25 protein-coding genes are annotated in these 21,638 nt (G+C 70.9%); 10 read left to right on the top strand and 15 right to left on the bottom strand.

All coding sequences use genetic code 11. The features are described 5' to 3' along the window. Nucleotides 1-13 precede the first annotated feature (13 nt). A complete protein-coding gene (locus F1D61_RS18695; RefSeq protein ID WP_246775404.1) occupies nt 14-832 on the bottom strand; it encodes a hypothetical protein in 819 nt (272 codons plus the stop codon). 398 nt (nt 833-1,230) lie between these two features. Here F1D61_RS18695 and F1D61_RS18690 point away from each other — a divergent pair, with 398 nt between their 5' ends. Next, nucleotides 1,231-2,148 carry a lipid kinase gene (locus tag F1D61_RS18690; RefSeq protein ID WP_203153153.1) on the top strand — a complete coding sequence of 306 codons (918 nt, stop codon included), beginning with the start codon at nt 1,231-1,233 and terminating at the stop codon, nt 2,146-2,148. 15 nt (nt 2,149-2,163) lie between these two features. Next, a complete protein-coding gene (locus F1D61_RS18685; protein ID WP_203153152.1) occupies nt 2,164-2,904 on the top strand; it encodes a TerC family protein in 741 nt (246 codons plus the stop codon). A 100-nt stretch (nt 2,905-3,004) separates the two neighbouring features. Here the strand turns inward: F1D61_RS18685 and F1D61_RS18680 are convergent, their stop codons facing one another. The 7 genes from F1D61_RS18680 to F1D61_RS18650 form a co-directional block, all read right to left on the bottom strand. Then, nucleotides 3,005-3,355, bottom strand: coding sequence for a DUF6883 domain-containing protein (locus tag F1D61_RS18680; protein WP_203153151.1), 351 nt, complete (start codon nt 3,353-3,355; stop codon nt 3,005-3,007). Further along, a complete protein-coding gene (locus F1D61_RS18675) occupies nt 3,352-3,585 on the bottom strand; it encodes a DUF4926 domain-containing protein (RefSeq protein ID WP_203153150.1) in 234 nt (77 codons plus the stop codon). The genes F1D61_RS18680 and F1D61_RS18675 overlap by 4 nt, the downstream gene beginning before the upstream one ends. A 90-nt stretch (nt 3,586-3,675) precedes the next feature. Then, complete coding sequence (locus F1D61_RS18670; RefSeq protein ID WP_203153149.1) at nt 3,676-4,785, bottom strand: sensor histidine kinase; 1,110 nt, start codon at nt 4,783-4,785, stop codon at nt 3,676-3,678. A gap of 5 nt (nt 4,786-4,790) precedes the next feature. Beyond that, complete coding sequence (locus F1D61_RS18665; protein ID WP_203153148.1) at nt 4,791-5,312, bottom strand: Rab family GTPase; 522 nt, start codon at nt 5,310-5,312, stop codon at nt 4,791-4,793. 3 nt (nt 5,313-5,315) lie between these two features. Continuing rightward, nucleotides 5,316-7,106, bottom strand: coding sequence for a hypothetical protein (locus F1D61_RS18660; RefSeq protein ID WP_203153147.1), 1,791 nt, complete (start codon nt 7,104-7,106; stop codon nt 5,316-5,318). A 19-nt stretch (nt 7,107-7,125) separates the two neighbouring features. Next, nucleotides 7,126-7,476: a hypothetical protein gene (locus F1D61_RS18655; RefSeq protein ID WP_203153146.1), complete on the bottom strand. Its 351-nt coding sequence runs from the start codon at nt 7,474-7,476 to the stop codon at nt 7,126-7,128. Further along, nucleotides 7,473-7,844: a response regulator gene (locus F1D61_RS18650; protein WP_246775403.1), complete on the bottom strand. Its 372-nt coding sequence runs from the start codon at nt 7,842-7,844 to the stop codon at nt 7,473-7,475. The genes F1D61_RS18655 and F1D61_RS18650 overlap by 4 nt, the downstream gene beginning before the upstream one ends. Here F1D61_RS18650 and F1D61_RS34315 point away from each other — a divergent pair. Continuing rightward, on the top strand, nt 7,800-8,105 hold the full coding sequence (locus tag F1D61_RS34315; RefSeq protein ID WP_246775402.1) for a hypothetical protein: 306 nt from the start codon (nt 7,800-7,802) through the stop codon (nt 8,103-8,105). The two genes, F1D61_RS18650 and F1D61_RS34315, sit on opposite strands and share 45 nt — an antisense overlap. A 162-nt stretch (nt 8,106-8,267) precedes the next feature. On the opposite strand, the gene F1D61_RS18645 is transcribed toward F1D61_RS34315, so the two are convergent. From F1D61_RS18645 to hemE, 4 genes are all read right to left on the bottom strand, one after another. After that, nucleotides 8,268-9,023 carry an acid phosphatase gene (locus F1D61_RS18645; protein ID WP_203153144.1) on the bottom strand — a complete coding sequence of 252 codons (756 nt, stop codon included), beginning with the start codon at nt 9,021-9,023 and terminating at the stop codon, nt 8,268-8,270. Nucleotides 9,024-9,027: 4 nt separating this feature from the next. Then, nucleotides 9,028-9,888: an alpha/beta fold hydrolase gene (locus F1D61_RS18640; protein WP_203159145.1), complete on the bottom strand. Its 861-nt coding sequence runs from the start codon at nt 9,886-9,888 to the stop codon at nt 9,028-9,030. Between the two features lie 20 nt (nt 9,889-9,908). After that, the gene (hemJ, locus tag F1D61_RS18635; RefSeq protein WP_432443151.1) at nt 9,909-10,331 is read right to left on the bottom strand and encodes a protoporphyrinogen oxidase HemJ; all 423 of its coding nucleotides are present in this window, start codon (nt 10,329-10,331) and stop codon (nt 9,909-9,911) included. A gap of 270 nt (nt 10,332-10,601) precedes the next feature. Beyond that, nucleotides 10,602-11,690, bottom strand: coding sequence for a uroporphyrinogen decarboxylase (gene hemE, locus F1D61_RS18630; protein ID WP_203153142.1), 1,089 nt, complete (start codon nt 11,688-11,690; stop codon nt 10,602-10,604). A gap of 635 nt (nt 11,691-12,325) precedes the next feature. Here hemE and F1D61_RS18625 point away from each other — a divergent pair. The 7 genes from F1D61_RS18625 to F1D61_RS18595 all read left to right on the top strand — a co-directional run bounded on the left by F1D61_RS18625 (nt 12,326) and on the right by F1D61_RS18595 (nt 16,914). Beyond that, on the top strand, nt 12,326-13,156 hold the full coding sequence (locus F1D61_RS18625) for a pyruvate, water dikinase regulatory protein (RefSeq protein ID WP_203153141.1): 831 nt from the start codon (nt 12,326-12,328) through the stop codon (nt 13,154-13,156). An 8-nt stretch (nt 13,157-13,164) separates the two neighbouring features. After that, a complete protein-coding gene (locus F1D61_RS18620) occupies nt 13,165-13,782 on the top strand; it encodes a Maf family protein (RefSeq protein ID WP_203153140.1) in 618 nt (205 codons plus the stop codon). 247 nt (nt 13,783-14,029) lie between these two features. Further along, nucleotides 14,030-14,893 (top strand): shikimate dehydrogenase, encoded by an 864-nt coding sequence (locus tag F1D61_RS18615; RefSeq protein ID WP_203153139.1) that lies wholly within the window; start codon nt 14,030-14,032, stop codon nt 14,891-14,893. Beyond that, a complete protein-coding gene (gene coaE / locus F1D61_RS18610) occupies nt 14,890-15,489 on the top strand; it encodes a dephospho-CoA kinase (protein ID WP_203153138.1) in 600 nt (199 codons plus the stop codon). Before F1D61_RS18615 ends, coaE begins: the two co-directional genes overlap by 4 nt. Nucleotides 15,490-15,536: 47 nt before the next feature. Beyond that, nucleotides 15,537-16,250, top strand: coding sequence for a DNA polymerase III subunit epsilon (gene dnaQ, locus F1D61_RS18605; RefSeq protein WP_203153137.1), 714 nt, complete (start codon nt 15,537-15,539; stop codon nt 16,248-16,250). A 56-nt stretch (nt 16,251-16,306) separates the two neighbouring features. Further along, the gene (locus F1D61_RS18600; protein ID WP_203153136.1) at nt 16,307-16,636 is read left to right on the top strand and encodes a type II toxin-antitoxin system RelE/ParE family toxin; all 330 of its coding nucleotides are present in this window, start codon (nt 16,307-16,309) and stop codon (nt 16,634-16,636) included. After that, nucleotides 16,633-16,914, top strand: a complete 282-nt coding sequence (locus F1D61_RS18595) for a helix-turn-helix domain-containing protein (protein WP_203153135.1) — start codon at nt 16,633-16,635, stop codon at nt 16,912-16,914. Before F1D61_RS18600 ends, F1D61_RS18595 begins: the two co-directional genes overlap by 4 nt. Nucleotides 16,915-16,960: 46 nt before the next feature. Here F1D61_RS18595 and gcvP read toward each other — a convergent pair whose 3' ends face one another. The 3 genes from gcvP to gcvT form a co-directional block, all read right to left on the bottom strand. Continuing rightward, on the bottom strand, nt 16,961-19,810 hold the full coding sequence (gene gcvP / locus F1D61_RS18590; RefSeq protein WP_203153134.1) for an aminomethyl-transferring glycine dehydrogenase: 2,850 nt from the start codon (nt 19,808-19,810) through the stop codon (nt 16,961-16,963). Nucleotides 19,811-20,061: 251 nt separating this feature from the next. Continuing rightward, the gene (gcvH, locus tag F1D61_RS18585) at nt 20,062-20,424 is read right to left on the bottom strand and encodes a glycine cleavage system protein GcvH (protein WP_203153133.1); all 363 of its coding nucleotides are present in this window, start codon (nt 20,422-20,424) and stop codon (nt 20,062-20,064) included. A gap of 15 nt (nt 20,425-20,439) precedes the next feature. Further along, nucleotides 20,440-21,585 (bottom strand): glycine cleavage system aminomethyltransferase GcvT, encoded by a 1,146-nt coding sequence (gene gcvT, locus F1D61_RS18580; protein ID WP_203153132.1) that lies wholly within the window; start codon nt 21,583-21,585, stop codon nt 20,440-20,442. Between the last annotated feature and the right edge of the window lie 53 nt (nt 21,586-21,638).

Here is a 21,638-nt window from a genome sequence, read left to right as displayed (position 1 = left end):
GCGCCGTTCGTCATCAGCGGCTCGCCACGGCGTCGCGGCGCACCACCCGGCTGGTCTCGGCGATGATCACCGGGCGCGCGCCGGCGAGGCTCACCGCCAGTTCGAGGTCGACGGTGCCCTGCGAGCGCACGCCGCGATCGGGGCTGAAGGCCGAGAAATCGACCGTGGCCCGGACCTGGCAGACCGCGAGCCCGGCATTGCAGGCGGTGCGCAGGGAATCCGGCCGCGGCCGGTAGCGGCGATCGGGCCAGCGCTGCACGAAGCGGCGCTTCTCGGCCATCAGGCTGGCGACGCTCATCGACCGGCCATGGAAGACGACCTGGCTGCCGTAGAAGCCCGGCGCCGCCGCGAGCGTCGTGCCGTTGGGGCCCGAGATCGACGCCAGGTAGTCCCGGGCGAGGCGCTGCGACGCCACGGCCCAGTCGCGCATCTGCGAATCGGAGACCGTGACGGGCGCGGGCGCGGGGATCTGCACGGGCAGCGGGCGCTCGGTCCGGGCGAGCCGCGCGGCGCGGCGGGACGCCGTTGCCGCGTGGATCGCGCTGCGGGCCGGCCGGCGCGCCTCCTCGGCGACCCGGCGCGGAACGTGGGCCCTCGGTGTCTCGGCCCGGGCGGCCGAGGGAACCTGGGACGAGGGAACCTGGGCCGGTGCGACCTGAGCGGCGGGCGCCGACGGGGCAGGCGCCGGAGCCTGGCTCCGGCCGGGCGGATCGACCCAGCCCTGGGCCAGGGCGGCCGGGGACAGGAGGGCGGTCAGGCCGAGGCCGAGCAGGGCAGCGGACGGCGTGGCGAGGCCGGGCCGGAGGGAACGGAGCCGGAAGGAAGGGAGCATGGGGGCGGCACCCGGGGGAAGGAGCACGATCAGGTGGGGGATCACGCACGGAACTTGAGCAGGGTGAACGTTCGTCGCCGCGGTTACGGTTCCATTGCGGACCGGATGCCCTCCCCGCTACCCCCGTTGCCCACACGCCCGGGGTCGCATCCGGCATGGCATCCCGCATGGGATCTCGGGATCTCGCGCAAGGGAACTCCCCGGGACCTTGCCAAGCGCGGCCGCGACCCCACCTCAAGGCTCTCCCGGGTCCGGGCCCCTCTGGCGGTTCGAGGCGTCGACCGCGATGTCGGACCCCTTCTCTGCCTTTGTGCTGACGCGGCACGATCGCACCGGAGGGCCCGCAACCATGCGCGTCATTTCCCTCGTCCGTTCCCGTGCCGTCGCGGGAGGCGCCGATGTCCGGCGCTGACACGACGCGGCGGGCCCTGCTCGTCGTCAACAAGAAGGCCCGTAACGGCGGGCTCGACCTCGACGCCGTGAAGGACGTCCTGCGTCGCGGCGGCATCGAGCCGGTCGATCCACCCCCGGGCGAGACCGACTGCAAGGCGCTGATCCACGCCCATGCGAAAACCTGCGACATGGTGATCCTGGGCGGCGGCGACGGCACCCTCAACGCCGCCGCCCAGGCGCTGGCAGACGCCCAGTTGCCCCTCGGCATCCTGCCGCTCGGCACCGCCAACGACCTCGCCCGCAGCCTCGGCCTGCCCGCCGATCCGCTCGAGGCGGCGGAGGTGATCGCCACGGTCCCGGCCCGGCCGATCGACCTCGGCTGCGTCAACGGCCATTACTTCTTCAACGTCGCCAGCATCGGCTTCTCCGCCGATCTCGCCGGCGAGCTGACGGCCGACCTCAAGCGCCGCCTCGGCACGGTCGGCTACGCGGTCGCGGCGTTCCGGCTCCTGCGCCGGGCACGGCCGTTCACGGTCTATATCGAGCATGACGGCACGGTGGAGACCGTGAAGACCATCCAGGTCTCGGTCGGCAACGGCCGCCATTACGGCGGCGGCATGACGGTGGAGGAGAACGCCACCGTCGATGACGGCCTGCTCAACTTCTACAGCCTGGAGGTCGCCCATTGGTGGCGGCTGCTCGCCCTGCTGCCGGCCCTGCGCCGGGGCACGCAGGGGAAAGCCGCCGACGTGCGCGCCTTCCAGACGACGGAGGTGATCCTGCGCACCAAGAAGCCGCGGCCGGTCAACACCGACGGCGAGCTGACGACCTACACCCCCGCCCATGTGCGGGTGCTGCGACAGGCCGTCCAGGTCCATGCGCCGGAATTCCAGGCGCCGGCCCGCCCCTCGATCTTCCCGTAAGCAGGATCGTCCGCCGTGGAGTCCCTCGTTCAGCTCGCCGCCGACCCGACGGCCTGGGCCGCCCTCGCGACCCTGGTCGTCATGGAGGTCGTGCTCGGCATCGACAACCTGATCTTCATCTCGATCATCACCAACAAGCTGCCGGTGGAGCAGCAGGCGCGCGCCCGGCGCATCGGCATCGGGCTCGCGCTGATCCTGCGCCTCGGGCTGCTCGGGACGGTCGCCTACATCGTCCACCTGACCCAGCCGGTCTTCGAGATCTTCGGCAAGGGCCTGTCCTGGCGCGACATGATCCTGATCGCCGGCGGCCTGTTCCTGCTCTGGAAGGCCACCAAGGAGATCCACCACAGCCTCGATCCAGACCCGGAAGAGAAGACCGGCGGCGGTGCGTCTCTGGGTTACGCCGCGGCGATCGGCCAGATCCTGATCCTCGATCTGGTCTTCTCGATCGACAGCATCATCACGGCGGTCGGCATGACCGAGCACGTGCCGATCATGGTGATCGCGGTGGTCACCGCGGTGACCGTGATGCTGCTCGCCGCCGATCCCCTGTCGCGCTTCATCGCCGCCAACCCGACGGTGGTGATGCTGGCTCTGGGCTTCCTCATCATGATCGGCATGACGCTGATCGCGGAAGGCTTCGGGGCCCACGTGCCGAAGGGCTACATCTACACCGCCATGGCCTTCTCGGCCGGCGTCGAGGTGCTCAACATCCTCGGCCGGCGGGCGAAGAAGGGGAAGCGTACGGCGGCGTGACGGCGGTAGTCTGATGCGATGAGGCAGCGCCCGATCGTGATGCGGTCGGGCGCTGTTTTCGTTTTGGGGACTTGTGCCGCTCGCCTGGACGAGTCGAGGTTCAATCCGGCACAGCCGTCACGAGCGTCGGATCATTCTCACCCGGTCGCCTGATCCAGACCGTCCGTACCGTTGGGAGACGGCCATCCGGGCAGAGAAGCGGTCCGGTGCATTCCCAGTGCTCACCCCACCGATCCACGTAGGCATCATCGATGGGTGTTCGACTGCCATGCAGGAGAAGCGCGCCCATGAGCTCGTCGGGCTTATTTCGGGAAAAGCCGAAAGACTCAAAGAATGCACGTTTGCCTTTCCCGTCGATTCCGGGATCGGAACTCATCAGATAGAGCTTGATTTTACTTTTGTCGCATCTGAGCCCGAGGAGGTAACCGCCGACACCGGGCTTGATGCTCATTCTCGGACATGACGCAGGTTAGAGGCATCGACCGTCACCAGCGCCGCGAAAGGCTGCTGAAATTCGACCATGAAGGCCTCGTGGTCGCCCAGGATCTCGACCACAGTTCCCCGGCTACCTCCCGGCACCGTCTTGCCACGCCGTGTCTCGGCAGCGCGCAGAAGTTCGACCCGCTCGTACTGCTCTGGCGGACGTGAAGGAATCTGAGTGAAGGCGCGGACCACGACCATGCCAGGAAAGGTACCGGCTGCTTGCGTGATTGCAAGTGGGATGCAAACGCCGCGAACCAACCATTGACCCCGCGCTCCATCGGACGATCCCTACCCCAGATCGATCCGGAAGCACGCCCCCGGCCCCTCCTCCGCCGCCACCCCGATGCGCCAGCCATGCAGCTCGGCGATCCGGCGGCAGATGCTCAAGCCCAGTCCGACGCCGTTCGGGGCCCGCCCGTTCGGCACCCGGGCGAAGGTCTCGAAGATCGCCTCGTGGAAGGCCGGCGGCACGCCGATGCCGGTATCGCGCACGGTGATCCGGCCGGGTTCGCCCGGCCAGGCCCGGATCTCGATTCGCAGAGGCCGGTCCGGATCGCGGTAGCGGATGCTGTTGGCGACGAGGTTCTGGAACAGGTTGGTCAGGAGCGCCGGCACGCCGTTCACGGTCGGCAGCGGGCCGACGACGAGGTCGGCCGATGACGCGCGCAGGTCGAGGTCGAGGTTGCGGGTCGCGTCCTCGACCACCCGGCCGAGATCGACCGGCGCGAAGGTGTGGCTCTCGGCGCTCAACCGCGCATAGTCGAGGAGGCCGGTGGTCATCCGGTTGAGACGGGCGGCGCAGCCCTCGATCGTATCGAGGCTGTCGGAGACGACCCCGCGGGCCTCGGTGCCCAGCGTGGTGCGCAGGATGCCGGTGAAGGCCACGATCTGGCGCAACGGCGCCCGCAGGTCGTGCGCGGCGACGGAGGCAAAGTCGCGCAGGTTGCGGTTCATCCGCTCCAGCTCGCGCGAGGCCGCGATGATCTTCTCCTCCAGCAGGCGCTGCTCGCGGCGCTGCTGGAGCACCCAGTGGTCGATCGGCCGGTCGACCTGGTCGACGGTGGTGAGCACCGCGTGCTCGCCCCGTCCTGCGTCCCACGAGACCGCGATGTCGCAGCGCGGGGCGCCCGGCACCATGGCGAGGCGGATGCCCGGGAGCACGATCGGCTCGGACGTCGCGCGCTGCTGGGCGCGCAGGTCCTCCTCCAGGCCGGACAGGATCGGGCTGTCGAAGGCGGGGCGCCCGGGCTCGGGCAGCCAGTCGCTCAACGAGCCGGTGCGGGCGAGCACCCGGCCGTCGGGAGAGAGCGCGGCGACGCCGAGGAGGCCGGCCTCGAGGAGGTGGGCCAGGGTGCGGGAGAGATCGGCTCCGGCCGGGAGGGCGAGGGCGGCGCGCATGGCGCTTACAGGCTCCGTCGCTCGATCGTGGCGGCGAGCTCGGCGAACAGGCCGGTCACGCCGTGCCCGGTGCGGGCGCTCGCCAGGGAGACGACGTCGGCGCCCCGCGCACGGGCGAGGAGATCGGGCGGCACCCCTGACCCGGGTTCGCCGGACTCGCCGGCCACGAGATCGCTCTTGTTGAGCACCGCGGCGCAGGGGCGGCCCGGCAGCGCCTCGCGGAAGCCCGCGATCAGCGCCGCCATCTGGTCGAGGGAGGCGGGCCGGGTGACGTCGGCGACGATGAGCGCCCCGCTCGCCCCCTTGAGGTAGACGGTGCGGAAGATGCTGAGGCCGAAATCGCCGTCGGTGTCCCACAGGACCAGCGGCATCGTCTTGGCCCCCGGCAGCGCGGCGGTCGTTGTGTAGATGTCGACCCCGATCGTCGCCTTGTAGCTGGTCTCGAACCGGCCGAACGCGAGACGGTTGGCGAGCGAGGTCTTGCCCACGCCGATCGCCCCCAGGATCATGATCTTGCGCGCCGCCACACCTTACTCCGCTCTGTAGGCGAGCTCGAACACGACGCGCCGGTTGCCGGTGACCCGCTCGTCCGTAATCGGATAAGGCGGCCGCGAATTGACGACGACGAGGCGCGAGCGCGGGATGCCGCGGCGTTCCAGGTCGGCGGTGATGCGCTCGGCGCGCAGCCGCGCCGCCTCGAGGTTGGCCCGGGGCGTTCCGGTGCCGTCGGCATAGCCGACGATGCGCAGGCGCGCGCCCTCCACCGCCGCCAGCGCCGCGGCCAGGATCGCGAGGTCGCGTTCGGCGGCGGCCGGGTCGCGATAGGTCGCGTCGGGCCCGAAGAAGATCGCGGTGCGCCTGACCGCATCCTCGAGCCGCTGGAGCGGCGTGTCGGTGCGGGCTTCGAGCCGCGCCACCTCCTCCCGGGGCGCGAGGCCAGGCAGCGCCGCCTCGACGGCGGCGGTGCGGGTCTCGAGGGTGCCGAGGCGGGCCCGCACCTCGCCCAGCGTCGCCCCGGCGGTCTGCGCCAGCGCCTCGGCCTGGTGCGTGAGGGCGTCGGTGCGCCGGTCGAGGGTCGCGACCGCATCCCGCGCCGCGGCGGCATCGGAGGCGACGGCGATCCGGGCGGCGACCGGCCAGGCCGGGAAGGCGACGGCGAGGCGGTCGCGCAAGGACGCGGCAGCCTCGCGGGTCGGCAGCACGCCGGTCGCCCGGATCAGGCCGGCCTCGCGGTCGAAGGCGAGCTGGAGGGGATGGTCGCGCAGGTCGGGCGCGTCCTCGATGGCGAAGAGCGCGGCCTCTTCCGCGGCGCGCTGGCGGGCCGACAGCACCGCGACGCTCGCCCAGGCGGCGAGCGCCAGGGCCACCAGCCCGCCGGCGACCGCCACCGGCCGCACCCGCGAGCGCGGCGGGACGAGGCGCGCGGCGATCGCCCGATGGAGGGAGGCGAGCGGCGCGCCGTGATCGCCGTCGCGGGTCCCGTCGCCCTGCCGGACCGCATCGAGGAAGGGCAGGAACTCGGCATCGACCACGCCGGCGAGCCGCCCGGCGCCGCGGCCGGCCTCGGTGAGGCCCGCCACGATCAGCAGGGGCGAGGCGCGCAGCAGCACGGTGCGGCCGCCGAAATCGAGGGAGCGCAACTCGCCGTTGACGTCGCTCAGCGCCTGGCCGGCGAATTCGACGATGGCGGTGACGAGGCCGCCGATCAGGTGGAGCTGGCCGTCCGGATCGGCCTCGGGCCGCCCGTCGCGGTCCGTGGTGGCGAGCACCGCGCCGGTGCTGCGGTCGATCAGGATCAGGCGTTCGAGCCGCCCTTGCGCCAGCTCGGCCAGGACCAGGGCGGCGTAGGACCGGCCGGTCAGCACGGCCTTCAGGCGCAGCCACAGCCGGCGCGGCGAGCGGCTGAGGGTCTCGTTGATCTCGTCGGAGAGCTGGCGGAAGGCCGCGGCGATCGCCGCCGCCACCATGCGGCCGGCGATGGGGTAGAGCGTTTCCACCATCAGGTCGCGGGATTCGGCGATCTCGCGCCGGATGCCGGCGACGACGAGCGGCGCGATCACCTCGGTCAGCGCGCGGTGGTCCTCGACCTCGACGACCTTGAGGGCGACCACCAGGCTGTCGGCCACCGCCCGGCTGAACCGGTCCTCGGTGCCGACCCGCCGGTCGAGCCGCGCCAGCTCGGCCCGCAGGCCGGCGAGGTCGCGGTGCTCGTCGCGCAGCAGCAGCCGCTTCAGGTCGCGGAGGGCCGGGTCTTCCGTCGGATCCTGAGCCGAGCTTTGGGCCGCATCTTGGGCCGGACCTTGGACCGCCGCCGCTCTCATCCCGGATCGGGCCCGCGGCTTACGGGTTGCGGTCGGCCAGGGCGGAGATCTGCCGGCCCATCTCGGTCACCGCGCCGCCGATCGCCCGCACGGCGTTGCTCTGCTCCATCCGCAGCGACAGGGCGAGGGCGTCGATCGACTTCTGCATCTCGTTGAAGCGCTGGACCATGCGCTGCTCGAGGTCGGTCACCGCCTCGCGCAGGTCCTCGTGCCGGCGCCCCTGCGAGCGCATCGCCTCGCCGTAGAGGAGCTCGCGGACCTTCTCGATCGTGTTCGAGGCGTCGGACTTCGAAGCGTCGGACTGGGCCGGTTCCGTCATGGTCTGCTCGTTGCCCGATCCGGCGTTGAGATAGGTGATCTGGCCGTTCATCGGTCACATCTCTCGTTCGATACCACGGTGAGGCCGGGCCGCCCGTAGCGGGTCGGCTCGGCGGCGGGTGAGCGGAAGGCGCGGGGCCCGAGCACCCCGAGGATCGCGGCCTCGAACGCCTCGCCGGTGAGGCTGGCCTTGTCGAGGAAGCGCACGGCGCCGGCATTCGCGCACATCTCGCGCACGTCCGGCATGCTGAGCCCGGTCAGCACGATCGCCGGCAGGCCGGGCAGCCGCGCATCCAGTTCGGCGAGGAAGCGCAGGCTCGACTCGCAGCCGAGCCAGAAGTCGAGGATCGCCAGGTCGATCCGCTCGCGGTCGACATGCTCGCGCGCCTCGGCGGTGGAGCGGGCGCGCAGCACGCGCATGTCGAGCATCCGGAAACCGACCGCCTGGAGGGCGATCAGCTTGGCGTCGACGTCGTCATCCTCGAGAAGAAGCGCAGTGATGGTGCGCGCCTGGACAAGCCCACATCCGTCATCATGTCGGACAGCGTGCATGGAACAGTCATCCAACCCGGTCAACCGGATCACAAGTCTTGGAAAAGCAGATCCGGTCACCCGATCGGCGTCGATGCAAGTGATAACGATTCGGTCATCAAAATCAACGGCTCGTTATCGCTGCGGTAACGATTCGTCAATCACCATCACATCCAATTGTGGGCGATTGATCGACTGGAAGTTGAAGCCCGTCCTCGGCGGCCAGGCCGCGAGGGCGGTGCCGGCGCGACAACGTCTTGGGTCGTCAGCGCTATTCCCGATGGAGGGCCTGTCTTCGGACGGGCTGTGGCCTCAGGGCCACGTCGCCTCTTCGCGCGTGCAGGCGGCCGGCTCGGGCGCCGCTCCCGGAGGCACGGCGGCGAGTTCGCTCCGGGCGCGGTCGAGGTCGGCCCGGAAGGCGGGATCGCCGACGAGGACGGCGAACAGGGCGCTGCCGGCCAGCCGTCCGGCCTCGACATCGCTCGCCCAATGCACCCCGCAGACGATCCGGCTCTCGCCGTAGGTCCGGCCGCGGCGCATCAGTGCCGTGGCGCGCTCCGGCATCAGGGCGGCGAGGACGAGGCCGACGGTCCAGCCCTCGGTGGCGTGGCCGGAGGGGTAGGACAAGCTCCGGTCGAGGGCCTCGCTGCGGTCGACGCAGAGCGGGGCATCGTTGCCGAGATGCGGCCGGGGCCGGGCGAAGCGGACCTTCGCGTCGCGCACCAGGGCCACCACGTCGCGGCGGGCGCGGGCCAGAAGCCCGGCGAGGGCCGGCACCCGGGCGGGATCGAGGCGCCGGCCGGCGGCGCAGGAGAAATCGGCAAGCAGCGCGGCGACGCCGGAGGGAACGTCGGCGGTGGCGAGGTCCCACCGCGGCGAGCCGGCGAGACCCCGCGTCGCCGCGTAGGCCGCCGCATCGGCCTCGTGGGCGGCGCTGCCGGGCTTCGGCGGGGCGGGCAGGATCGCGGCGGCATCGAGGATGCCGGCCGCCAGGTAGGGAGCGGGCGCCGGCTCGGCCGCGGCGGCGCCGGCAGCGAGCGCCAGGCAGAGGGCGAGCGGCGCCCGCATCGTCTCAGGCGTCGGACAGGATCGCGGCCGCGACCGCCTCGGGGCATTCCTCGTGGGCGGCGAGCGCTCCCGGGATCGCCACGGTGCGCACGAGGCCGGACGCGCCGAGCGCGGTCATCTCGGCGCCGGAGCGGCGCGGCGCGCCCTTCGGCTGCAGCATCAGGACCGGCGGCAGGCCGGGCCCGAACAGGGCGAAGAAGTCGTCGCGCGTCCGGACCGGGTCGAGGCCGCCGGTGACGAAGGCGGCGGTGCCGAAGCGGGCGCGGGGCTGGTGCGTCACCCGCCGCTTGTCGGCGAGCAGGGCCGGGGTGACCCGGGTCCGGTCGGCATAGACATGGGCCTGCATCATCCGCGACACGATCGGCGTGCTGACGTTGAAGCGGTAGAGCAGGTTGCCGAGGACGGGCGCCTCGACCGCGCGGCGCAGGCGGGCAAAGAGCGGCCGGCGCTCCTCGCCCATCGCGGTCGGCAGCGGCCCGCGCCAGGTCGGCGCCACCAGGACCAGCCGGGCGAAGGCGCCGGGGTGCCGGGCCGCCGCGGCGACGAGGTAGCCGGCGGCGTGGCCGGCCGCGACCCCCAGCGCGTAGGGGCCGGGCGCCTTGTCGAGAAGCGCGTCGAGGAAGGCGTGGAGGGTGTCGGGGGCAAGCGGCACCCGGGCCCGCGGTTGCGCGCCGAAGCCGGGCCAGTCCGGTACCAGGCAGCGATGGCGGGCGGACAGCCGCGCCGCCAGGGGCCGCATCTCCTCGCGGGTCGCGATCGAGGACAGCGCCGGCAGCAGCAGGGCCGGCGGGCCCTCGCCGATCCGGTCGGCCGGCAGGGTCAGGGACCGGCCGGCCAGGGTGAGGGAGAGAACTTGCGTCTCGATGCCGGCCATCATGGGCTCCGTCAGAACGGCTTCACCACCACCAGGATCACGATGAGGATCATCAGCAGCGTCGGCACCTCGTTGAGCACCCGGTAGAATTTCGTGCTGCGGGTGTTCCGGTCGGCGGCGAAGTCCTTGACCATCCGCGACAGCCAGCCGTGGATGCCGCTCATCGCCAGCACCAGGGCGAACTTGGCGTGCATCCAGCCCTGGGTATAGGCGCCGCTCATCACCACGAGGGCGATGCCGAAGATCCAGGTCGCGATCATCCCCGGCAGCATGATCGCCTTGGCGAGGCGCCGCTCCATCACCTTGAAGGTCTCAGCCGTCGGAGACCCGGCCGGCAACGCGGCGTGATAGACGAACAGCCGCGGCAGGTAGAGCATCGCCGCCATCCAGGCGATGAGCGAGATGATGTGGGCGGCCTTGATCCAGAGATACACGGTGGGTTTATTCCTGTGAGGGATGTGTGATTTTACTAAAATCTTGGGATCGACCGATCCTGCCACCCTCTTCGTCATCCCGGGGCTCGCCGAAGGCGAGAACCCGGGATCCATAACCGCTGACGGTGCCGGAATGGATTGCCAGCGTCCCGCTTCATCCTGACACGTCGGCGGTTATGGATCCCGGGTTCCGCTGCGCGGCCCCGGGATGACGCGGAGGGCGGCATAACCGTCGCGGGGAACGGGCCGAGCGCCGTCCGCCGAGGGCCCTCACCCTCGCAGCCGCGCCAGCATCCGCTCGACATGGGCGATCGGCGTCTGCGGGGTGATGCCGTGGCCGAGGTTGAAGATGTGGGGCGTGCCGGCGGTCGCCTCGCGGATCGCGTCCACGGCGGCGTCCAGGGCCTCGCCACCGGCGATCAGGGTCTCGGGGTGGAGATTGCCTTGAGTGACCACCGAGGCCGGCAGGCGGGCGCGGAGAGCCTTCAGGTCCACCGCCCAATCGACCCCGACCGCGTCGGCGCCGGTCTCCGCGGCCACCCGGGCATGGCCGTCGAGCCCCGAGCCGCGGGCGAAGACGATGATCCTGGCGCCCGGCACCCGGGCGCGGATGCCCGACACGATCCGGGCGATCGGCGCGAGGCTCCAGCGCGCCAGGGCGTCGCAGGTCTCACCCGCGGGCACGTCCGGCAAGCTGCCGGCATGGCTCTCGAAGATCTGCACCGCGTCGGCGCCGGCCTCGAACTGGCGCACCAGGTACTCGGTCGAGACCGCGACCAGCCGGTCGATCAGGGCGTCGAGGAGGGCGGGGTCGCGGGCGGCGAGTGCCCGGGCGGGTGCGAGGTCCGGCGTGCCGCGGCCGCCGATCATGTAGCTCGCCACCGTCCAGGGCGCGCCGCAGAAGCCCAGCAGCGTCGTCTCGGACGGCAGTTCCGCCCGCAGGCGCCCGACGGTCTCGAAGACCGGGTTCAGGTGGCGCATGATCCGCGGATCGCCCGCCTCGATCAGCCGGTCGAATTCCGGCCGGCCGGCCATCGGGTCGAGGCGGGGCCCCTCCCCTTCCACGAAGCGCACGTCCTGGCCGAGCGCGTGCGGCACCACCAGGATGTCGGAGAACAGGATCGCCGCCTCGAAGCCGAAGCGGCGGATCGGCTGGAGGGTGACCTCGGTGGCGAAGTCAGGATTGTAGCAGAGGTCGAGGAAGGAGCCGGCCTCGGCCCGGACCGCCCGGTATTCCGGCAGGTAGCGCCCGGCCTGGCGCATCATCCAGGCGGGCGGCGGCGACAGCGCCTCGCCGTTCAGCACCCGCAGGATCGGCCGCTCTGCGGCTCCCCGTCCGGCTCCCGCGGTCCCGCCCATGCTCCGTCCCCCCGAAAACCTTCTGCCGCCACGCCGGCGGCTCGGCTCTCCCTATGCCGAGAACCGCTGCCGCGCGCCAGCCCGACGCTTGGTCGCGACCCGCCACGATGCCCATCCCCACCCAGGCCTCTGAAAAGAAAAGAGAGATTCTAGGAATCTGTTTTTTCTATTGGGGGCAGGCATCGCGGGGCTCCAGCCCCGTCCACAGCCCGTCCCCACCGCCGGTGCGTTAAGAGGCCTTTAACAGATTTGCTCCATTGTCGAAGGATCACGAGAGTCACCATGGGCTTGCGCCCTGCCGTGGCGGACTCGGCGGGTCCACGTCCCGGATTCTCCCACGGGCGGCCCGCCACGAGTGTTAACGTCCGGCCTGTTGAGCCGTTGAGCCGTTAACCCACAGGCCTCCCGCCTGGACCTGCCTGCGCAGGCGGATTATCCACACTCATCGACTCCGCGCCGCCGATCGGTGGACGACCCACCGGGCAGCGGACTCGCTGGAGCGGCGCCCGATCGCCCGTCCATCGGACGCCGCTTCAGGTGCTTGATCTTTCTGCATTTTTGCGACAGGCACCGTCCATGCCGTCGCAAAGATGCTCTTGCGTCCGCCGCGCCCGCGGCGAGCCCGGGGAGCCCGCGTGGTCCGCAGCTACTTCCACCTCCACCTCGTGTCGGACTCCACCGGCGAGACCCTGATCAATGTCGGCCGCGCCGCGGCGGCGCAGTACGAGGGGGTCTCGGCGATCGAGCACGTCTATCCGCTCGTGCGCTCGGGCACCCAGCTCGAACGGGTGATCAACGAGATCGAGCAGGCCCCCGGCATCGTGCTCTACACCCTGGTCGGGCGCGAGCTGACCGAGCGGCTGGAGGAGGCCTGCCGGGCCACCGGCTCGCCGCTGCTCTCGGTGCTGGAGCCGGTCCACCAGCTGCTGCAGGCCTATCTCGGCACCCATTCCACCGCCCGGCCGGGGGCGCAGCACATGCTGAACGCGGAGTACTTCAAGCGCATCGACGCGATGAACTTCACGCTCGCCCACGACGACGGCAACCTGCCGCACGACCTCAACGAGGCGGACGTGATCATCCTCGGGGTGAGCCGCACCTCGAAGACGCCGACGGCGATCTACCTCGCCAATCGCGGCCTGAAGACCACCAACATCCCGCTGATCCCCGGCGTGCCGCCGCCGGCCATCCTCGAGACCCTGCGCCAGCCGCTGATCGTCGGGCTGATCGCCTCGCCGGAGCGGATCGTCCAGATCCGCCAGAACCGCCTGCTCAGCCTCAAGGCCGACGATTCCTCGTCCTATGTCGACCGCGACGCGGTGGCGAACGAGATCGCGAGCTCGCGCCGGCTCTTCGCCCGCAACCGCTGGCCGGTGATCGACGTCACCCGGCGCTCGATCGAGGAGACCGCGGCGGCGATCGTCGATCTCCACCGCGAGCACCGGCTGAAGTTCATCGCCGATTGAGACCGACGATGTCGCATCCGTCCCTCTGGCGCGGCCCCGCGCCGCTCCTCCTCGCCTCGACCAGCCCGACGCGGCGCGGCCTGCTCGAATCGGCCGCTCTTCCCGTCGAGACCCGGGCCCCGGGCGTCGACGAGCGCGCCGTCGAAGCGGAAGCGGCCGGCCTGTCGCCCGCGCAGCTCGCCGAGCGGCTGGCCGCCGCCAAGGCCGCCGCGGTCGCCGTGCAGGCCCCCGACCGGGTGGTGATCGGCGCCGACCAGGTGCTCGACCTCGACGGCACGGTCTTCCACAAGCCCGCCGACCGGGCCGGCGCCGCGGCGCATCTCGCCCGTTTGCAGGGGCGCAGCCACGCGCTCCATTCGGCCGTGGCTCTCGCCATCGACGGCGCGGTGGCCGAGCTCTTCGTCGTCACCGCGCGGCTGACGATGCGGCCGCTCGATGCGGCGGGAATCGCCGCCTATCTCGACGCTGCCGGGCCTGCCGTGACCGGCAGCGTCGGCGCCTACCAGCTCGAGGGCGCCGGCATTCACCTGTTCGACCGCATCGAGGGCGACCACTCGACCATCCTGGGCCTGCCGCTCCTCCCCCTGCTCGCGCGGTTGCGCGGGCGGGGGTTGCTGGCTTTCTGAGGGCGCGTTCGATGGTCTCCGGCCGCCTTCACACCCTCCTCGTCATTCCGGGGCCGCGTAGCGGAGCCCGGAATCCAGAACCGCCGAGCGGGCAGAACAAGGCGGGGCGCTCGCCGACTCGTTCTGGATCACCTGCGGTTCTGGATCCCGGGCTCCGCTGCGCGGCCCCGGGATGACCCTGTGACGCGGAAAACTCGCAGATCTCTTTTGCCCGTGCCGCCGACCACGCTCTGAGACGACCTTCCCGATGACGACCCCGCACCCCCGAGCCTTCGTGGTGGGCCACCCGATCGCCCATTCCCGCTCGCCGCTGATCCACGGCCACTGGCTCGCCGAGCACGGCCTGCCCGGCACCTACGAGCGCGTCGACGTGCATCCGGACATCTTTCCGGATTTCGTCCGCAGCCTCCGGGCCGAAGGCTGGGTGGGCGGCAACGTCACGATCCCGCACAAGGAGGCGGCGTTCCGCCTCGCCGAGGTGCTGACGCCGCGGGCCGAGCGGATCGGCGCCGTCAACACCCTGTGGTTCGAGGACGGGCGTCTCCACGGCGACAACACCGATGCGCCCGGCTTCCTCGCCCATCTCGATGCCAGCCTGGGCGCCGGCTGGCCGGAGGCGACGGGCGTCGCGGAGGGCCGCGCCGCCCTGGTGCTCGGCGCCGGCGGGGCGGCCCGCGCCATCCTGGTCGGGCTTCTCGAACGCGGCCTCCACCGGCTGATCGTCGCCAACCGCAGCGCCGAGCGGGCCGAGGGCCTGACCGCCCTCGATCCGGCCCGGATCACCGCCATTGCCTGGGACGCGGTGCCGGCGCATCTCCCGGAGACCGGGCTCCTCATCAACACCACGGCGCTCGGCATGGCCGGCCAGGACGCGCTCGCCCTCGACCTCGCGCCGCTCCCCGATCAGGCTGCGGTGGCCGACATCGTCTACGTGCCGCTCGAAACCCCGCTCCTCGCCGCCGCCCGGGCCCGGGCCCTGCCGGCGGTGGACGGGCTCGGCATGCTGCTGCACCAGGCGGTACCGGGCTTTTCGCGGTGGTTCGGCCGCACGCCCGCGGTGACGCCGGCCTTGCGCGCCCGCATCGTCGCCGATCTCGGAAGCCATCGATGAGCCGGCCGTTCGTCCTCGGCCTCACCGGCTCGATCGGCATGGGCAAGAGCGCCACGGCGGCGATGTTCCGGGCGCGCGGCGTGCCGGTCCACGACGCCGATGCCTGCGTCCACGCGCTCTACGGGCCGGGCGGCGCCGCGGCGACCGCCATCGGCGCGGCCTTTCCCGGCACGCTCGCCCCCGACGGCGCGGTCGATCGCGCGGCGTTGCGCAACGTCGTGCTCGGCGAGCCGGAGCGCCTGCGCCTCCTCGAATCCCTGGTCCATCCCCTGGTGCGTCAGGCGCGGGACGATTTCCTCGCCGCCCACGATGCCGCGCCCCTCGTGGTGCTCGACGTGCCGCTGCTGTTCGAGACCGGGGGTGATGCCGGATGCGACGCCGTCGCGGTGGTCACCGCCCCGGCCGAGGTGCAGCGGGCCCGGGTGCTGGCCCGCCCCGGCATGACCGAGGAGGCCTTCGCGCAGATCCTCGCCAAGCAGATGGCGGATGCCGAGAAGCGTCGCCGGGCCGACTTCCTGATCGAGACCGACCGGGGCTTTCCCCATGCCGAAGCGCAGGTCGAGGCGGTGATCGCGGCGGCGGGGCGGGCCGGTTAACGCTTCCTCGCTACATCAGGTCAAACCATTGTCACAGGGGCCGCACGATGCTGCGCGAGATCGTCCTCGACACCGAGACCACCGGCACCGAGGCCAAGACCGACCGGCTGATCGAGATCGGCTGCATCGAGCTTCTCAACCACATCCCGTCGGGGCGCGAGTTCCACCGCTACATCAACCCGCAGCGGGCGGTGTCGGAGGGCGCGTTCCGGGTCCACGGACTCTCGGATGCCTTCCTCTCCGACAAGCCGCTCTTCGCGCAGATCCTGCCCGACTTCCTGGATTTCTGCGCCGACGCGACGCTGGTGATCCACAACGCCGCCTTCGACGTCGGCTTCCTCAACGCCGAATATGCGCGGCTCGGCGACACGGCGCCGCCGGCGATCGAGCTCGCCTCCGTCGTCGACACCCTGGCGCTCGCCCGCCGCAAGCATCCGGGCGCGGCCAACAACCTCGACGCGCTGTGCTCGCGCTACGGCATCGACAATTCCCGCCGCACCAAGCACGGCGCGCTCCTCGACGCGCAGATCCTGGCCGAGGTCTATATCGAGCTGCTCGGCGGCAAGCAGACGACCCTCGGGCTGACGGTCGAGGGCAATGCCGGCCCGGCCGGTCCGTCGTTGCGGGCGGCGCCCATCGAGCACGGCCCCCGCCCGATGCGCAGTCGCCTCACCGAGGCCGAGCTGGCCGCGCACACGGCCTTCGCGGCCGGATTGGGGGAGAAGGCGATCTGGCGGGATTATCTGGGGGAGGCGGGGTGAGGTGACTGCGTGAACCGGGCAGGCGGTAGGTGTCAAAGTTCTCGTAGGTCCCTCGCATGAAGGTGCTCAAGTTTCACGGCAGCGCCCTCAGCGATCTGCGCACCTTTCCACATGCAGCACGCCGTGAAGCAGGCTACCAACTCGACAAGGTCCAGAGTGGGCTGATGCCGAGCGACTGGAAGCCGATGCCCTCGATCGGTATCGGCGTGCAGGAAATCAGGATACGGGACGAGGCAGGCGCGTTTCGGGTGATCTACGTCGCCAAGTTCGCCAACGCGGTTCACGTGCTACACTGCTTCCAGAAGAAGACGCAGAAAACGAGCAGTGCGGATCTGGATTTGGCAAAGAAGCGCTATGCCGATCTCGCCAAGGAGATAAGCCGATGAGCGACGACGGTTTTGCGAGCGTGTGGGATGCCATCGAGGATACGCCCGCCGACGCACAGACCATGAAGCTACGCTCCACCCTGATGATGGCGCTGGAGCGGCACATCCGGGCGAAGGAGTGGACGGGTGCTGAGGCGGCGCGCCAACTCGGCACCACGGAACCTCGTGTCGCGGATCTCACGCGCGGCAAGATCGACCTGTTTCCACTCGACGATCTCGTCGCCCTGCTGGCCGCAGCCGGGCTTCACGTCGAGCTTCGCGTCTCGGACGCGGCCTGATCCGATCGACGCCCGGCCTCCGTCGAGGTCGGGCGCCGCGGGCGTCCTACTCTGCCGCCTTCATGTAGCTCTCCACCGGCGGGCACGCACAGACCAGATTCCGGTCGCCATAGGCATTGTCGACCCGGTTGACCGGCGGCCAGTACTTGTCGACCCGGAAGGCGCCAGCCGGGAAGCAGGCGGCCTCGCGGGAATAGGGCCGCTCCCAGGCGCCGATCAGGTCTTCCACCGTGTGGGGGGCGTTTTTCAGCGGGTTGTCGGCCCGGTCCATCCGGCCCTCCTCGATCGCCCGGATCTCGTCGCGGATCGCCAGCATCGCGTTGCAGAAGCGGTCGATTTCGCCCTTGGTCTCGGATTCGGTCGGCTCGATCATCAGCGTGCCGGCCACCGGCCAGCTCATCGTCGGCGGGTGGAAGCCGCAATCGATCAGCCGCTTGGCGATGTCCTCGACGCTGACGCCGGCGCTCTTCATCAGCGGGCGGGCATCGATGATGCATTCATGCGCCACGCGCCCATGCGTGCCGGTGTACAGGACCTCGTAGGCGCCGGCCAAGCGCTTGGCGATGTAGTTGGCGTTGAGGATCGCGATCCGGGTCGCCTGCGTCAGCCCCCGCCCGCCCATCAGCAGGCAGTAGCTCCACGAGATCGGCAGGATCGCCGCCGAGCCGAAAGGAGCCGCCGAGACCGAGAACTCGCGCCCGTCGGTCTCGACGTGGCCGGGCAGGAACGGGATCAGGTGCGCCTTGACACCGATCGGCCCCATGCCAGGCCCGCCGCCGCCATGCGGGATGCAGAAGGTCTTGTGCAGGTTGATGTGGCTGACATCCGCTCCGATGTCGCCGGGCCGGGCGAGGCCGACGAGGGCATTGAGGTTGGCGCCATCGAGATAGACCTGGCCGCCATGGGCGTGGGTGATGTCGCAGATCTCCCGCACCGCCTCCTCGAACACCCCGTGGGTGGACGGGTAGGTGATCATGCAGGCGGCGAGGTTCTCGCCGTGCTTCTCGGCCTTGGCGCGGAAATCGGCCAGGTCGACGTTGCCGTCGCGGTCGGCCCCGACCACCACGACGGTCATGCCGCACATCTGCGCCGAGGCCGGGTTGGTGCCGTGGGCCGAGGACGGGATCAGGCAGATCGTTCGGTGCCCCTCCCCGCGCGACAGGTGGTAGGCGCGGATCGCGAGCAGGCCGGCATACTCGCCCTGCGCACCGGAATTCGGCTGCATCGAGATCGCCGCGTAGCCGGTGATGTCAGCGAGCTTCTGCGAGAGATCGGCGATCATCTCGGCATAGCCCTCGGCCTGGTCCTTCGGCGCGAAGGGATGCAGCTCCGAGAATTCCGGCCACGAGATCGGCAGCATCTCGGCCGTCGCGTTGAGCTTCATCGTGCAGGAGCCGAGCGGGATCATCGCCCGGTCGAGGGCGAGGTCCCGGTCGGCGAGGCGGCGCATGTAGCGCGTCATCTCGCTCTCGGCCCGGTTCATGTGGAAGATCGGGTGGGTCAGGTACTCGGACGTCCGCATCAGGCCGGCCGGCAGGCGCGGCTCGGGCCAGGACTCGTCATACGTGAGCGCTTCGCCCCCGAAGGCGCGCCACACCGCCTCGATGATGTCGGGCCTCGTGCGCTCGTCGACCGTGATGCCGATCCGGTCGGTGCCGATTTTGCGCAGGTTGATCCCGTTGGCGACGGCGTTCTTCAGGATCACGCCCTGGAACGGGCCGACCGTCACGGTGATCGTGTCGAAGAAGGTGTCCGGGTGGGTCTCGAAGCCGAGCTGGTTCAGGCCGGCAGCGAGCCGGGTCGCGTCGCGGTGGATGCGCATCGCGATCGCCTTGAGCCCGCGCGGCCCGTGGAACACCGCGTACATCGAGGCGATGACCGCCAGCAGCACCTGGCTGGTGCAGATGTTCGAGGTCGCCTTCTCGCGCCGGATGTGCTGCTCGCGGGTCTGGAGCGAGAGCCGGTAGGCACGGTTGCCGCGGGAATCGACCGAGACGCCGACGATGCGCCCGGGCAGCGCCCGCTTGTGGGCGTCCCGCGTCGCCATGTAGGCGGCGTGTGGCCCGCCATAGCCCATCGGCACGCCGAAGCGCTGCATCGAGCCGACCGCGATGTCGGCGCCCATCTCGCCCGGGGGCTTAAGCACCGTCAGCGACAGCGGATCGGCCGCCACCACGGCGACGGCGCCCGCGTCGTGGAGCCTGGCGAACACGTCGGTGAAGTCGTGCGCCGCGCCCTCGACGCCCGGATACTGGACGATCGCGCCGAACACGGCCGCGGGATCGAGGTCGGTGAAGGGATCGCCGACGACGATGCGCCAGCCGAACGGCTCGGCCCGAGTCTTCAGGACCGCAATGGTCTGCGGCAGGCACTGCGCGTCGACGAAGAAGGTATCGGGTTTGGCGGTCGCGATGCGGCGCGCCATGCCCATCGCCTCGGCGGCGGCCGTCGCCTCGTCGAGGAGCGAGGCGTTGGCGATGTCGAGCCCGGTCAGGTCGCTGACGCAGGTCTGGAAGTTGAGGAGCGCCTCGAGCCGGCCCTGGCTGATCTCGGGCTGGTAGGGCGAATAGGCCGTGTACCAGGCCGGGTTCTCGAAGATGTTGCGCTGGATCGCCGGCGGCATCGTGGTGCCGTGGTAGCCCTGGCCGATCAGCGAGGTCAGCAGCTTGTTCTTGTTGGCGGTGGCGCGCAGGCGCTCGATCGCCCGGCGCTCCGACAGGGCGGCGCCGAACTCGGTCGCTTCCTTCTGGCGGATGCCCGCCGGCAGGGTCTCGTCGATCAGGGTGTCGAGGCTGTCGGCACCGATCACCTCCAGCATGCGGGCGATCTCGTCCACCGACGGGCCGATATGGCGGCGGTTGGCGAAGTCGTAGGGATCGTACTTGTCCATCGGCATGGGAGGTGTGCCTCGGTCTTGAGCCGCGTGGGGCGGCTTGAAAGATGGAGCACGTCTCCCCTCTCCCGTGTGGGAGAGGGGTAGGGGGTGAGGGTGACACGCTTCAGTATTAAACTCGAAGCGTCGTGCTGGCGGCGGAACGGTTCAGTTTTCTTGCTGCACCGTCTCCACCCTCACCCCTACCCCTCTCCCAAACGGGAGAGGGGATCCCGCGCTATACTGGTATCGAAACAGATTAGGCGGGAATCATGTCATCCGACGAAGGCGCGATACGCCGCCTCGTCCATCAGCCCGTCGAGCTGTGCCGGATCGCTGAGGCGCACGCGATAGAGCCAGCCGGCGCCCTGCGGATCGGTGCCGACGCTCTCCGGGCTGGCCACCGCGGCCTCGTTGACCTCGGTTACCTCGCCGTCGACCGGCGCGTAGACGTCGGAGGCCGCCTTGACCGATTCCACCACCGCGGCGGCGGCGCCCTTGGTCAGCGTGGCGCCGACCTTCGGCAGCTCGACGAAGACGAGGTCACCAAGCTGCTCGGCGGCGTGGTCGGTGATCCCCACCGTCGCCACGTCGCCCTCCAGGCGCAGCCATTCGTGCTCGTCGGTATATTTCACCATGAAAATTCCCCTCGTTCAGGAACGCTTGAAGCCGGCGGGGCGGAACGGCAGCGGGACCACCGCGCAGGGCAGGCGCTGGCCGCGCACCTCTGCGAAGACCGGTGTGCCCGGCACCGCGAGCGCGCTCGGCAGCACCCCCATGGCGATCGGCCCGTCCAGGCTCGGCCCGAAGCCGCCGGAGGTCACCCGGCCGACCGGTTCGGTCGCGTCGGCGGAGTCGAAGAGCGCCGCACCGGCCCGCACCGGGGTGCGCCCCTCCGGCCGCAATCCCACCCGCAGCCGCGCCGGCCCGTCGGCGAGTTCGGCCAGGATGCGCTCGGCGCCGGGAAAGCCGCCGGCCCGGTCGCCGCCGCGGCGGCGCACCTTCGGGATCGCCCAGGACAGGCCGGCCTCGACCGGCGAGGTCTCGTGGTCGATGTCCGACCCGTGCAGGCATAGGCCCGCTTCGAGGCGCAGCGAATCGCGGGCGCCGAGGCCGATCGGCTTCACCTCGGGATCGGCGAGCAGCGCCCGGGCGAGGGCGACCGCGGCCTCGGCCGGCAGCGCGATCTCGTACCCGTCCTCGCCGGTATAGCCGGAACGCACGACGACGCCGTCCTCACCCGCGAAGGTGATCGGCCGCGCATCCATGAACCGCATCTCGGCCGCGACCGCCAGGTGTTGGGCGAGCGCCGCTTCCGCCCCCGGACCCTGGAGCGCGATCAGCGCCCGGTCGATCGGCTCGACCATGCACTCGGTGCCGATCGCGTCGAGGAGATGAGCGAGGCCCGCGGCCTTGTTGGCGGCGTTGACGACCAGCAGGTAATGGTCGCCCAAATTGGCGAGCATCAGGTCGTCGAGGATGCCGCCGCCCTGCGTGGTGAAGAAGCCGTAGCGCTGGCGCCCGGGCTTGAGCCCGAGAACGTCGATCGGCAGCACCGTCTCGAGGGCGCGACCTGCATCCGCGATGTCGCCGGAGCGGGCCCGCACGGCGATCTGCCCCATATGCGAAACGTCGAACAGCCCGGCCGCCTTGCGGGTGTGCAGGTGCTCCTTCAAGAGCCCGAGCGGGTATTGCAGCGGCATCCTGTAGCCGGCGAACGGCACCATCCGGGCGCCGGCCTCCTGGTGCAGCGCGTGCAGGGGGGTCTGGAGCAGGCTGGAGGCCGTGTCGGCGGTCATCGGCGTGGAGGCTCCCGGCGCATCCGGACGCTGAGCGGGCCGACGGACCTTGC

Source organism: Methylobacterium aquaticum (assembly GCF_016804325.1).
GTDB classification, from domain to species: domain Bacteria; phylum Pseudomonadota; class Alphaproteobacteria; order Rhizobiales; family Beijerinckiaceae; genus Methylobacterium; species Methylobacterium aquaticum_C.
Note: the sequence above shows the minus strand (reverse complement) of the source record. Positions and strands in the feature narration are given on the sequence as shown.

Bases quoted from the DNA above. Each gene is read 5' to 3' on its own strand.
- F1D61_RS34315 (WP_246775402.1), top strand. From the start codon at position 7,800: ATGCTCGCGCGCCTCGGCGGTGGAGCGGGCGCGCAGCACGCGCATGTC.
- F1D61_RS18650 (WP_246775403.1), bottom strand. From the start codon at position 7,844: ATGCGCGTGCTGCGCGCCCGCTCCACCGCCGAGGCGCGCGAGCATGTC.
- F1D61_RS18695 (WP_246775404.1), bottom strand. From the start codon at position 832: ATGCTCCCTTCCTTCCGGCTCCGTTCCCTCCGGCCCGGCCTCGCCACG.
- F1D61_RS18690 (WP_203153153.1), top strand. From the start codon at position 1,231: ATGTCCGGCGCTGACACGACGCGGCGGGCCCTGCTCGTCGTCAACAAG.
- coaE (WP_203153138.1), top strand. From the start codon at position 14,890: ATGAGCCGGCCGTTCGTCCTCGGCCTCACCGGCTCGATCGGCATGGGC.
- F1D61_RS18660 (WP_203153147.1), bottom strand. From the start codon at position 7,106: ATGAGAGCGGCGGCGGTCCAAGGTCCGGCCCAAGATGCGGCCCAAAGC.
- F1D61_RS18615 (WP_203153139.1), top strand. From the start codon at position 14,030: ATGACGACCCCGCACCCCCGAGCCTTCGTGGTGGGCCACCCGATCGCC.
- F1D61_RS18620 (WP_203153140.1), top strand. From the start codon at position 13,165: ATGTCGCATCCGTCCCTCTGGCGCGGCCCCGCGCCGCTCCTCCTCGCC.
- F1D61_RS18595 (WP_203153135.1), top strand. From the start codon at position 16,633: ATGAGCGACGACGGTTTTGCGAGCGTGTGGGATGCCATCGAGGATACG.
- F1D61_RS18655 (WP_203153146.1), bottom strand. From the start codon at position 7,476: ATGAACGGCCAGATCACCTATCTCAACGCCGGATCGGGCAACGAGCAG.
- F1D61_RS18670 (WP_203153149.1), bottom strand. From the start codon at position 4,785: ATGCGCGCCGCCCTCGCCCTCCCGGCCGGAGCCGATCTCTCCCGCACC.
- F1D61_RS18680 (WP_203153151.1), bottom strand. From the start codon at position 3,355: ATGAGCATCAAGCCCGGTGTCGGCGGTTACCTCCTCGGGCTCAGATGC.
- F1D61_RS18645 (WP_203153144.1), bottom strand. From the start codon at position 9,023: ATGCGGGCGCCGCTCGCCCTCTGCCTGGCGCTCGCTGCCGGCGCCGCC.
- hemE (WP_203153142.1), bottom strand. From the start codon at position 11,690: ATGGGCGGGACCGCGGGAGCCGGACGGGGAGCCGCAGAGCGGCCGATC.
- gcvP (WP_203153134.1), bottom strand. From the start codon at position 19,810: ATGCCGATGGACAAGTACGATCCCTACGACTTCGCCAACCGCCGCCAT.
- F1D61_RS18675 (WP_203153150.1), bottom strand. From the start codon at position 3,585: ATGGTCGTGGTCCGCGCCTTCACTCAGATTCCTTCACGTCCGCCAGAG.
- F1D61_RS18600 (WP_203153136.1), top strand. From the start codon at position 16,307: ATGAAGGTGCTCAAGTTTCACGGCAGCGCCCTCAGCGATCTGCGCACC.
- dnaQ (WP_203153137.1), top strand. From the start codon at position 15,537: ATGCTGCGCGAGATCGTCCTCGACACCGAGACCACCGGCACCGAGGCC.
- gcvH (WP_203153133.1), bottom strand. From the start codon at position 20,424: ATGGTGAAATATACCGACGAGCACGAATGGCTGCGCCTGGAGGGCGAC.
- gcvT (WP_203153132.1), bottom strand. From the start codon at position 21,585: ATGACCGCCGACACGGCCTCCAGCCTGCTCCAGACCCCCCTGCACGCG.